This is a genomic window from Zhongshania aquatica, from assembly GCF_027257955.1.
GTDB lineage: Bacteria > Pseudomonadota > Gammaproteobacteria > Pseudomonadales > Spongiibacteraceae > Spongiibacter > Spongiibacter aquatica.
In genome coordinates this window covers 131,822-143,432 of the sequence record NZ_JANZNQ010000009.1, presented here as the reverse complement: position 1 = coordinate 143,432, position 11,611 = coordinate 131,822, and the positions used below count along the sequence as shown (strand labels likewise).

Genomic DNA, 11,611 nt, shown 5'->3' with positions numbered 1-11,611 from the left:
ATCCTATTGAATTAGCGAGGACGACGATTCAATTACAAATCACCAGAACCATGCACACCATCGCGGCGATCACCGTCCCGGTCGCGCATTGCTTTGAACATCTCTCGCCGATCGACATTGCCGTCGCCGTTGCTATCCATTCGCTTAGCCATCTCATCGGAAACTGCGGCAAACTCCTGTGCAGATACTTTCCCGTCGTGATTAGCGTCAGCACGATCAAAACGGTCCTTCTTGTTTGCCTCTCTCTCAGCCTTCATTTTTGCTTTAAATTCAGCCACTTCGTCACGGGTCAAATTGCCATCGCTATTTGAGTCCATTTTTGCAAACATCGCCTGGCGATGTTGAGACAGCTCCTCAGTACTGACTGTACCGTCTCCATTCAAATCAAACTTAGGGTGCTTACCACCTTCACCCGCAATAGCGGACATCGCTGCCAAAGATACGATAACACTAAGTATTTTTTGTGCTGTGTTCATCATTGCTACTCCCAAGATTCACTATCAAATATTTTGCTGCATTGTTACGGCCGTTAACGATTAAACACAGCAAACAGAAAAATCCTTCGCGGGAAATAAAAAAAACATGAAAACAATCTCAGCTAAAACTACTCGGCCCTATACTCGTAACGCCAAACACCACTCTCTAAATAGCAGCGATTCCGCGCGCCAATCAACGCAGGATCTACTGCTTCATATCCGGCATCACCGCGATATAACATACACGGCACATCATTATGGGACGTTATCAACGGCTCGAAATACGGTACCTCTCGGCTGCGATAGAACTCCGTCGCCTCTCGCTCAGTATGACAAGCAGCCAACTCCGTCAACGTAACGACGGTTGGTGGCATTAACGCCAACTCTCCCCGACGATGTTGATCTAAAAAATACGCTGGTGTTCCCCAGCAAAAATCATCCATCTCCTCACCGTCGACAATGACTTCTGCATTATCGCCTTTAACAAGATAGAACCATGTTGAAAAGCGCCGCCCCATCGCCGGCGGTGTTGTCCAATGTGACAGGAATAGCAAGTCTTCAACCCGCAAAAATATACCGGCCTCTTCCTCGGTTTCTCGCACCGCAGCCACTCTCGCCGCCTGCTCTTTATTCTCCGTACCGAGGTAATCCTCGGGGTCAACAGTGCCACCGGGAAACACCCAATGTCCGCCGCCAACCTTCAGCTGCTTATGTCTGCGCAATAGCAGGGTTTCTATTCCACATTCAGTATCACGAATAATCACCGCGGTAGCGGCTGCACGTATATCTGTCGTCATTATTCTCACTTCCGTTGCGCTATGCCCAAACTTCGTCCAAGGCATTTATCAATGTTTCTGCTTGCGGTCTATATCTGAAATTGTCGGTTAAATCCGCATAAGCTATCACGCCGTTTTCGTCTGTTAATAACACAGTTGGTAAGACGGTATCGTGCCCATAGCCAAGCATCCCCAACGGCACCCCATATCGATGAACAATACCAAGACGACAAGCAGCTTGGTTGTTCTCGTCTTCATAAAATTGCAGGTCTACGCCAAGACGGGATTTTTGCTCTTTGCTTTTTAATCGACTCTGCGGACTTATCAATACCACGTCGACGCCTCGTTTTTTAAACGCGTCATAGTGCTTTGCTATTCCCGCCAATTGAGCTTGGCACATAGGGCACCAATTACCACGGTAAAAAACCCAGAGCACTTTTCGACCAAGAAAACTCGACGAGGCAACTGGCTCGCCCTCTAAAGAATTCACCGTAAAGTCAGGCAGGAGGTCACCTTTATGCAGTAAAACATTGTCGCTGCGATCTAAGTAGGTGTACCAGAACACGTATACCAGCACACCACCTAGACCAAAAAACATCGTGTAAAAAGTAGGTAAAGGCCGCATTTCAACCACCGCCAAGACTGCGCCGATTAACGCCATTACCACAGGAGTCGCAATAAACTGCACGAAGCGAGTATAGGGAAAGCTGTACACCATACTCATAAATAATACCAAGGGCACAACCGCTACCGCAGCGCCTAACCATGACAAACTCAATTTATCGTCATTAAACAGGTGCGAAATGCTTTGTATCGACACGGCAATACAAGTAAGTAAGTACGGTATCGCGTACCAGCGTTTTAAGCGCGAAATAAGCCCCTTTATCATTACTTGTTATCCCGACTATTCGCCATTTAGCGTGGTGTTTCTCTATGAAAATTGATGAATGTATTGTAGCTTGAGCTTACAGCATGTCCTTAAACCATTGACCGAAATTCTTCGTAGGAGAAATTTCAGGCAATAGCCAATAAAAACATTAGGTCATAGACTGACGCTGCATTCAATCACATAGCTTGCGATGTGGCATCGCCTGAATTACTCAACAAAGCTGGCTATATCAAATAGTTGCAATAATAAGGTGTGGATACCTCATGGCAAAACTTTCGATAATGGATTTGGCTTTTTTCCTGACGGAAACCGACGCGAGCCCCAAACATGTTGGCGGCTTACTGATGTTTCGCAAACCCAACAACGCACCAGCAAACTATGTTGAACAGCTCGTTGACGAGTATGCCGGTAACATTGACGAAATTCGCGCACCGTTTAATCAAATCATCAAATTTTCCGCATTTAGTGCGCCTCACTGGATGTCTGATACGAACTTTGACATTGCGAATCACGTATTTTTTCACAATATAGACGGCAGTGATTTTCGAGAATGCCTATACGACTTAGTCGGTAATTTGCATAACATCCGTATGAATCGCGAGCGCCCCATGTGGGAAATGCATGTAATCCAAGGCATTGACGAGAATCGCTTTGCAATTTATACAAAACTACACCATGCCTACGCCGACGGTGTAACGATGTCATCATGGCTAGTGAATAGCTTGAGCACCTCCGCTCGAACAAAGTCAGTAACACCTATTTGGTCCGTACTGCCACAAAAACGTCTGCAAAATACCGCCGACAGTATTTCTATTATGAAGGTACTCACCCAGCTTGGCGGACGCTCTAGCGATTATATTAAGGGGATCGCCGGTCTGAGCAAGCTCACCACACAGCTAGCGCTTGAAACATTGAATTTAACTAAAAACGCCGTCGCAGTGCCGTTCAGGGCAAATAGCTCAACGCCTCTAACCGGACAAGTAAGTGCGGGACGTCAAATAGCCACCGCCGCAGTTGATATGGAGCGCGTCAATCGCCTGCGGAAACTCACTCGCTCTACGCTAAATCATATTGCCCTGACTTGCATAGACGGCGCCTTACACCGGTATTTACAAGAGTGTGGCGCCGACATTAACGAACCCATCACCATTCAAATGCCGGTAAATTTACGTAAGAGCGGTGACGATAGCCTGGGCAACAAAATCGGCATTGTCCTCGTCGAACTGGCCAACAAAACCACTGATCCTTATGAAAGACTCCGCGAAATCGGCTTTACACTGCGGAATGTACGCTACCAGATAGATGGTGTGCCGCCCGCTTCTGTGATGGCATACACAGTCTTACTCGGCGGCGTATCGTTGATCGGCGAAGCACTCAAACTCGGCGACGTGCTGCCGCCGCTAGGGAATACCTTAGTATCGAACGTTCCTGGGCCAGCGAAAGCGCTGTATCTAAAAGGCGCTAAATTAGAAGAAATGTACCCGATTAGCGCCCTAACACCCAGCAACCACCTCAATATTACGCTATACAGTTATGACGGACGCTTGCAATTTGGTTTGGTAGCAACCACCGCGATGCCAAACTTGGGGGTTCTTGGCGACTATATTCACGATGCATTCGATGATCTTGAAGAAGCTGTTTCGCCGTCTGTACTTAGAAAAGAGAAAAAATAAAGACGATATAAATATAACGAAGCAAAACACTTGGAGATTTACCCATGAGCTATTTTGTCACCGGCGGTACCGGCTTTATTGGTCGCTTTTTGATTGAACGCCTCGCGAAACGAAAAGGTACTATTTATGTATTAGTACGCCGAGGATCAAAACAAAAATACAAAGATCTATTAGAAAGAACCGGCCTTACTAGTGACCGATTAATCGCCATTAACGGGGATCTATCTAAACCTCGCCTAGGTATTAGCCCAAAGGATATGGCGACGCTAAAGGGTTCGGTGAAGCACTTTTACCACTTAGCCGCTATCTACGACTTAAAAGCGGACGCCGCTAGCCAAGAAATTGCGAACGTTCAGGGTACCAAAAACGCGATTGCCGCCGCCGAAGCAATGGCGGCAAAATGTTTTCACTTAGCGAGCTCAATTGCTGCTGCCGGCCTGTACCGGGGCACATTCAGAGAAGATATGTTCGAAGAAGCCAAAGGGCTTGATCACGCGTACTTCCGTACCAAACATGTATCCGAGGGTTTAGTTCGCAACGAATGCAAAATACCCTACCGCATCTATCGGCCCGCCATGGTTGTTGGCGACTCCAAAACCGGCGAAATCGATAAAATTGACGGCCCATATTACTTTTTTAAATTGATTCAAAAGCTCCGCAACCGTATTCCGCAATGGGTGCCGCTAATCGGCGTTGAGGGCGGGCAAATGAATATTGTGCCGGTGGACTACGTTGCCGACGCAATGGATTTTCTCTCTCACAAAACGGGGTTAGACGGCCGCTGCTTCCACTTGGTGAACACTGAGTCTCAGCAAGTTGGCGAAGTACTCAATATATTTTCAGAAGCAGCGCATGCACCCCGCTTTGCACTGCGTATAGATATGCGCATGTTTGCCTTCATTCCCGCATCAATTCTTAATCTACTGAAAGGTCTGCCGCCGGTTCGCCGAATCATAAGCGCGATATTAGCGGATTATCATATCCCGCAAGATGCCGTTGGATTTATGAATATGCCCACGCGGTTTGATACTCGCGAAACCCTTAAAGCCTTAAAAGGAAGCGGTATTTCACCACCAGCCTTAGCAGACTATGCGAATAAAATTTGGGACTACTGGGAGCGCAACCTAGATCCTGACCTCTTTAAAGATCGCTCATTGCGCGGCAATGTAAAAGACAAAGTTATTGTGATTACCGGCGCATCATCTGGCATTGGTAAAGCAGCCGCAATTAAGCTTGCCTCGGCGGGCGGGAAGGTCGTTCTCGTTGCGCGGTCACTTGAAAAACTCGAAGAAACACAAAAAGAGATTTCTGAAAAAGGTGGCACCAGCTATGCTTATAGCTGCGACGTGTCTGACCTAGAATCCTGCGATAAATTAGTGGCGACCTTACTAGAAAATCACGGCCAAGTTGACGTTTTAGTGAACAATGCAGGGCGCTCAATACGTCGCTCACTAGAACTAACCTTTGACCGCTTCCATGATTTTGAACGCACCATGCAGCTTAACTACTTTGGCGCGATTCGCTTAATCATGGGCTTGGCGCCCTCAATGTTAGAACGCAAAGCCGGTCATGTAATCAATATTTCGTCGATTGCGGTTATTGTCGGCACATCGCCAAGATTCTCGGCTTATGCGGCATCTAAGTCTGCGTTAGACGCGTTCTCACGAGCAGCGGCTGCGGAGTTCTCCGACCGAAACATTGCCTTCACAACCATCAATATGCCACTGGTTAGAACGCCGATGATTGGACCAACATCGATCTATAACTCGGTGCCAACGCTATCACCGGATGAAGCTGCCGACATGATCTGTAATGCCATCATCCGCAGACCCAAACGAATTGCAACTGGTCTGGGCATTACTATGCAGGTTCTAAATGCGATTATGCCAAAAGCTGTAGAAATCACCATGAACACGGTTTTCCGCACTTTCCCTGACTCTTCGGCCGCGAAAGGTGAAGGCGACGAGAAGAAAACCGAAGCGTCATCGGAGCAAATTGCGCTGGCGGCGGTATTGAAAGGAATTCACGTCTAAATTCTGCACATCGTTGACGAGGGGGCAACTCCCTCGTTAACCCTTTTTCGAGCTACTCCCTTCTTTGTACTAGACCTATCTAGCCCTCCTAAAATTAATCGCCCCCAAAATAGACAGCTACACGTGGTGACGTAATATCGATCATAGACTCAAAATAATTCAGTTTTATATTCGCAGTTTCTTGCCCTCCTCAGTTAGGATAGATCCCTTAAAAAAAGACGACCTAATACGCTTTAGGAGCAATTCATGATCAGCATGATCGGCTTAGTCGGCGGCTTACTGTTACTAACAACCCTCGCCTTACGCGGCTGGAATCTATTTATTGCCGCCCCATTGTGTGCCCTAATTGTTGGACTAAGCGGCGGTATTCCGGTATTTCCGGGCGATAGCCCGAACGCCTTCGTAACCACTTATATGAATGGCTTTGCGGGCTTCGTCGGCGCATGGTTTCTAATGTTTTTATTGGGTAGTTTGTTCGGTAAATTTATGGAAGATACCGGCACCGCAGACAGCCTAGCACGCTGGATTATCAGTAAAATAGGCATGAAGCACGCGGTTGCAGCGATAGTTCTGGCCTGTGCGGTATTAACCTATGGCGGGGTGAGTGTTTACGTTGTTGCTTTTTCTGTTTATCCAATGGCATTGGGATTGTTTAAAGATGCCAATTTACCAAGACGTTTTATACCTGGCGCCTTAGCGTTTGGCTCAATCACCTTTACGATGACAACGGCAGGTTCACCGGAAATTCAAAACTGGATTCCCGTTAAATTTTTACACACCAGCCCCTATGCAGCATGGGAAGTAAGTTTTATCGTCGCAATATTTATGGCCGTCTGCGGGTTCATCTGGATTACCCGAATGATTCGCAAAGCAATTGCGAATGGCGAACACTTTGAGCATCGTGACAGCGATCCTGATATTCCTGAACGCGAATACCCAAACCCCATCTTCGGCCTTCTACCCTTGCTGGTTGTACTCAGCGTCTCGTTTTTCTTTCACGAATCACTGCAGCAATATGCGCTTATTCTCGCCTTACTCGGCGGCTGTATTTGCATAGTCGCGATCAACTTTAAGCACTTTCACAATATGAACAGGGCAATTAATGAGGGCACAACGGGAGCCTTAATAGCTATTGGGAATACCGCAGCGGTTGTTGGTTTTGGGACTATGGCAAAAGCGTCACCTGCTTTTGCTGTCGCGGTAGATGCTATGACGGGAATACCGGGGAACGAGTTAATCGGCGCAGCCGTCGCAGTTACTACAATAGCAGGGCTCACCGGTTCGGCATCCGGGGGCTTATCCATCGCTCTACCGGTGCTGGCACCTCATTACACTGATTTAGGCGTGAACCCAGACCAACTCCACAGAATCTCGTCCATTGCATCAGGCGCACTAGATTCACTCCCTCACAATGGCTATATCGTAACAACGGTTAGAGCGATTTGCGGAGAAACACATAAAAGTGCTTATTGGCCAATTGCCGCGCTGACGATAGCAATTCCTACCGCAGGCTTAGTATTGGCCGTCACGCTAATGCAATTTTTCTAGGAGCTTTGCCACGCATCTTTATATCTTATTCGGCAAAAGATACGTGATGGACAATAACGATCGGCAGAGTTAATGGATACCGCTCATCCATGCTAGGACCAAGGCGCCAGCGGAAATGGTAGACACCATGATGAGCAAAATACCCAACAACTTGAATGGTCGATAAGGTTTACGCTCAACGTTGTTATAACCCTGCTTCAAGAAAGCATCTACTTTTGCTTGATCTTCTGGGTATAGTTTATTGTGTTCGTTTTCCATTGATTCACCACTAAAGTCACGAATGGCACTACCCCTGTTTAAGCAGGCAACAAAAAAGGCGGCTCTATTATCGCAAGACGCCGCCTTATTCACCAGTTTTAACGCGTGGACATCAAATTAAGCGAACGCCTCCTCTGGAATGTCCATTAAGCTAGCACTACCGTTGCGAATAGATTCACTCAACCCCTTCGCTTGTGGGAGCAAACGCTGAATAAAGAAACGCGCTGTATGTATCTTCGCTTGGCCAAACGCATCACCCAGCTGGCTTTCGCCACTGAGTACCGTGCGCGTCATCATTGCCCACATGTAGGTGTATAGCGTAAAGCCCATCACGTGCAAAAATTCGACAGACGCCGAACCAATCGCATTCGCATCGCCAGCTTGCGCCTGAGCCAAAACGAATTCAGCCAATGATTCAAGATTATCGACCGCATCGCGTAATGGCCCCAAGAACTCATCCATACCGCTAACTGACGACGCTGACGCTGCAAACTCACGCATTTCGGCTATCAACACATTCAAGTTTTGACCGCCGTTAGCTGCAATTTTGCGCCCCATCAAATCAAGCGCTTGAATACCGTTTGTACCTTCGTAGATTTGGCTAATGCGTACGTCTCGCACTAATTGTTCCATACCCCATTCGCGCACATAACCGTGGCCACCGAAGACTTGCTGACCAGCAACGGTACCTTCAAGTCCCTTATCAGTAAGGAAAGCTTTGGCGATGGGGGTCAATAATTCCACCATACCTTCCGCCTTGCCCTTAACGTCACCACTGCCGAACTTAGATTCATCTAGCTGTTTGCCAACGTAAACCGCAAAGGCACGTCCAGCTTCAACATAGGCCTTTTGTGTTAATAGCATACGACGGACGTCTGGATGGACAACAATAGGATCAGCGGCACCAGCGGAATTCACCGGGCCTGATGGCGCGCGACTCTGTATACGCTCTCGGGCATAAATTGAGGACCACTGATACGCAGCTTCCGCAGCGCTCAAGCCCTGAATACCAACAGAAAGACGTTCGTAATTCATCATGGTAAACATACCCTGCAAACCACGATTAATCTCGCCAACAAGGTAGCCCTGAGCGCCATCGAAGTTCATCACGCAGGTTGCAGAGGCATTGATCCCCATCTTGTGTTCAATACTTCCGCAGTGAACACCGTTGTTTTCACCAACACTGCCATCTTCATTCACTTTCATCTTAGGAACGAGGAATAAAGAAATACCTTTTGATCCCGCTGGCGCATCAGGTAATTTTGCCAACACTAGGTGAATAATATTCTCAGTTAAGTCCTGGTCTCCACCGGTAATGAAAATCTTGGTGCCGGTGATGCTATAGCTACCATCAGCGAGCGGCTCCGCTTTGGTTCGAATCATACCGAGATCAGTACCAGCGTGGCTTTCCGTCAAGCACATGGCACCAGCCCATTTACCGGAATACATATTTGGTAGATATTTAGTCTTAAGCTCGTCGGTAGCGTGGCTATCTATTGCCAAGGCGGCGCCCGACGTAAGGGTTAAATACAAGCCCATGGCGATATTTGAGGAGTACAGCATTTCCTCGAATAACAGCACCAACATCTTAGGCATTGTTTGCCCGCCATATTCAGGCGCGCCCGAAAGACCACCCCAACCGCCTTCAGCGAGTTGACGAAATGCCTCTGGGTAACCCTTTGGCGTGGTAACCACTCCATCAGTCCATTTAACGCCCTCTTCGTGACCGGGCTGACTTAAAGGTGCCACCAAAGACTCATTTATCTTAGCGCCTTCCTCAAGAATGGCGTCTGCGAGTTCGCGATTCACATCTTCCATAGCAGGCATGGTTTGCCAAAGATTTTCTGCTTTGAAAACCTCGTGTAAAACAAACTGCATATCGCGTAGGGGAACTTTATATTCGGGCATAATCTGCTCCTGTTAAATTATCACGGTGGCCAAAAGGCCGTCGTTAACCTCGTAGGAAAGGGAATTAAAATGCGAACGACGCTTCGGGCATTGCCATCACACTTTCCGCGCCATTCAACATGGCTAATTTGTGTGACTCGGTCCGCGGCAGCAATCGCTGGTAGTAGAATTGCGCTGTTTGAATCTTAGCTTTGAGGAAGGCGTCGTCAGCATCTCCGTCCAAAGCAACAGAAACCATACGAGCCCACATATATGCCAAAGATACATAACCTGAGTACATCAAGTAATCAACTGACGCTGCACCAACCTCATCTGCATTGCTCATGGCTTTCTCACCTAATTTACCAGTGATGTCGCCCCACTCTGCATTTAGCACAGCCAATTTTTCAACAAATGGCGCCATGCCGGGCTTTTCTTTTTGATCTTTACAGAATTGATGGATTATCTTCGTGAAAATCATCAATTGCTTACCGCCGCTACCCATAACTTTACGGCCAAGCAAATCTAATGCTTGAATGCCCGTGGTACCTTCGTAAAGAGTGGAGATACGCAAGTCGCGGACAATTTGCTCCATTCCCCATTCGGAAATAAAGCCGTGGCCGCCATACACTTGCATACCGTAATTCGCCGATTCTAGACCGGTTTCGGTTACGAAGGCTTTGGCAATTGGGGTTAACAGCTCTGAAAGCTCCTCTGCATCGCGACGCGCTTCCTCGTCACCCGAGAAATAAAAGGTATCAACCAGTTGAGCGACCCAATAAATAAATGCGCGGCTGCCTTCGGCAAAGGCCTTTTGAGTTAATAGCATGCGACGAACATCCGCATGAACAATTAACGGATCGGCAGGACCGTCTGGATTTTTGGGTCCACTCAACGAGCGCATTTGCAAACGATCACGGGCGTATTCTAACGCGCCTTGAAACGACGCTTCGCCGGCAGACAAACCCTGTAAAGCCGTACCTAGACGAGCCGAGTTCATCATATGGAACATCGCGTTCAAGCCGCGATTTTCTTCACCAACCAAAAACCCTTTTGCGCTGTCAAAGTTCATGACGCAGGTAGCAGAGGCTTTAATCCCCATTTTGTGCTCAATACTGCCGCAATGAACGCCGTTGCGCTCGCCAACTTCACCGTTCTCATCAGGCAGAAATTTTGGTACTACAAACAGGGATATACCCTTCGTTCCAGATGGCGCTCCTTCTACTCGAGCCAACACAAGATGGATGATATTTTCCATCATGTCGTGCTCACCACCGGAAATGAATATCTTGGTGCCGGTCACGTTATAACTGCCATCAGCATTCATATCTGCTTTCGTTCTCAACAAACCCAAGTCTGAACCGCAGTGAGACTCGGTCAGACACATAGTGCCTCCCCAAACTCCACTGGTCATTTTCTCGAGGTATGTTTCTTGCAATTCATCACTGGCGTAAACTTCAAGCAAACGGGCTGCAGACTGAGATAAACCGGTATACATACCCCAAGACCAGCATGCCGAACTTACCATTTCGGTCACAACAAGACCCAATGAGTTAGGCAATCCCTGACCACCGAATTGCGGGCTAGCCGTCATTGATGGCCAACCGCCTTCGGCAAATTGTTGGTAAGCCTCTTTAAAACCCTCAGGGGTTTTCACGCCAGACTCAGACCATGTGCAACCCTGCTGGTCGCCAACCTGATTTAACGGAGACAGCACATTCTCTGCAAACTTTGCACCTTCAGAAATAATGGCGTCCATCAAGTCTTCACTCACCTCTTCGCGGGTAGCAAGACTGGCAAAATGTTTGTCGCTATTAAGTACCTCTTTCAGTACAAAATTGATATCGCGAAGTGGGGCTGTATATTGCGGCATGATAATGACCTCATGAACAAAAATATCGCGGGCAGCTATACACCCGCCAATGTTGACAGTGACAACTATAGCGATTTTATTACGTCTTGCAAGTTATTTTGGATTACGTAACCCTAGAAATATGCGGAGCACTTAAGCGCTCGCCTTTATAAAAACGAAGATAATCAGAACATTAGAAACTTCAGGCAAAAAAAACCC

9 protein-coding genes are annotated in these 11,611 nt (G+C 47.6%); 3 read left to right on the top strand and 6 right to left on the bottom strand.

The window, feature by feature from the left end; all coding sequences use genetic code 11:
• Window positions 1-32 precede the first annotated feature (32 nt).
• The 3 genes from O9X78_RS11215 to O9X78_RS11205 form a co-directional block, all read right to left on the bottom strand.
• Entirely contained in the window at window positions 33-479 is a 447-nt protein-coding gene (locus tag O9X78_RS11215) for an EF-hand domain-containing protein (RefSeq protein ID WP_269619774.1), read from the bottom strand.
• Window positions 480-604: 125 nt separating this feature from the next.
• Entirely contained in the window at window positions 605-1,273 is a 669-nt protein-coding gene (locus tag O9X78_RS11210; RefSeq protein ID WP_269619773.1) for an NUDIX hydrolase, read from the bottom strand.
• A 19-nt stretch (window positions 1,274-1,292) separates the two neighbouring features.
• Window positions 1,293-2,141 carry a peroxiredoxin family protein gene (locus O9X78_RS11205; RefSeq protein WP_269619772.1) on the bottom strand — a complete coding sequence of 283 codons (849 nt, stop codon included), beginning with the start codon at window positions 2,139-2,141 and terminating at the stop codon, window positions 1,293-1,295.
• Between the two features lie 263 nt (window positions 2,142-2,404).
• On the opposite strand from O9X78_RS11205, the gene O9X78_RS11200 reads away from it, so the two are divergent.
• From O9X78_RS11200 to O9X78_RS11190, 3 genes are all read left to right on the top strand, one after another.
• Complete coding sequence (locus tag O9X78_RS11200; RefSeq protein ID WP_269619771.1) at window positions 2,405-3,814, top strand: wax ester/triacylglycerol synthase family O-acyltransferase; 1,410 nt, start codon at window positions 2,405-2,407, stop codon at window positions 3,812-3,814.
• Between the two features lie 44 nt (window positions 3,815-3,858).
• Window positions 3,859-5,847 (top strand): SDR family oxidoreductase, encoded by a 1,989-nt coding sequence (locus tag O9X78_RS11195; protein ID WP_269619770.1) that lies wholly within the window; start codon window positions 3,859-3,861, stop codon window positions 5,845-5,847.
• Between the two features lie 246 nt (window positions 5,848-6,093).
• Window positions 6,094-7,395, top strand: coding sequence for a GntP family permease (locus O9X78_RS11190; protein ID WP_269619769.1), 1,302 nt, complete (start codon window positions 6,094-6,096; stop codon window positions 7,393-7,395).
• A gap of 69 nt (window positions 7,396-7,464) precedes the next feature.
• Here the strand turns inward: O9X78_RS11190 and O9X78_RS11185 are convergent, their stop codons facing one another.
• From O9X78_RS11185 to O9X78_RS11175, 3 genes are all read right to left on the bottom strand, one after another.
• Window positions 7,465-7,653: a DUF3094 family protein gene (locus O9X78_RS11185; protein ID WP_269619768.1), complete on the bottom strand. Its 189-nt coding sequence runs from the start codon at window positions 7,651-7,653 to the stop codon at window positions 7,465-7,467.
• A gap of 117 nt (window positions 7,654-7,770) precedes the next feature.
• Entirely contained in the window at window positions 7,771-9,561 is a 1,791-nt protein-coding gene (locus O9X78_RS11180; protein ID WP_269619767.1) for an acyl-CoA dehydrogenase C-terminal domain-containing protein, read from the bottom strand.
• Between the two features lie 64 nt (window positions 9,562-9,625).
• Window positions 9,626-11,413 carry an acyl-CoA dehydrogenase C-terminal domain-containing protein gene (locus tag O9X78_RS11175; protein ID WP_269619766.1) on the bottom strand — a complete coding sequence of 596 codons (1,788 nt, stop codon included), beginning with the start codon at window positions 11,411-11,413 and terminating at the stop codon, window positions 9,626-9,628.
• Window positions 11,414-11,611 lie beyond the last annotated feature (198 nt).

What these genes read in the sequence shown, in the direction of transcription:
- O9X78_RS11215 (WP_269619774.1), bottom strand. Translation starts at nt 479, where the DNA reads ATGATGAACACAGCACAAAAAATACTTAGTGTTATCGTATCTTTGGCA.
- O9X78_RS11210 (WP_269619773.1), bottom strand. Translation starts at nt 1,273, where the DNA reads ATGACGACAGATATACGTGCAGCCGCTACCGCGGTGATTATTCGTGAT.
- O9X78_RS11205 (WP_269619772.1), bottom strand. Translation starts at nt 2,141, where the DNA reads ATGATAAAGGGGCTTATTTCGCGCTTAAAACGCTGGTACGCGATACCG.
- O9X78_RS11200 (WP_269619771.1), top strand. Translation starts at nt 2,405, where the DNA reads ATGGCAAAACTTTCGATAATGGATTTGGCTTTTTTCCTGACGGAAACC.
- O9X78_RS11195 (WP_269619770.1), top strand. Translation starts at nt 3,859, where the DNA reads ATGAGCTATTTTGTCACCGGCGGTACCGGCTTTATTGGTCGCTTTTTG.
- O9X78_RS11190 (WP_269619769.1), top strand. Translation starts at nt 6,094, where the DNA reads ATGATCAGCATGATCGGCTTAGTCGGCGGCTTACTGTTACTAACAACC.
- O9X78_RS11185 (WP_269619768.1), bottom strand. Translation starts at nt 7,653, where the DNA reads ATGGAAAACGAACACAATAAACTATACCCAGAAGATCAAGCAAAAGTA.
- O9X78_RS11180 (WP_269619767.1), bottom strand. Translation starts at nt 9,561, where the DNA reads ATGCCCGAATATAAAGTTCCCCTACGCGATATGCAGTTTGTTTTACAC.
- O9X78_RS11175 (WP_269619766.1), bottom strand. Translation starts at nt 11,413, where the DNA reads ATGCCGCAATATACAGCCCCACTTCGCGATATCAATTTTGTACTGAAA.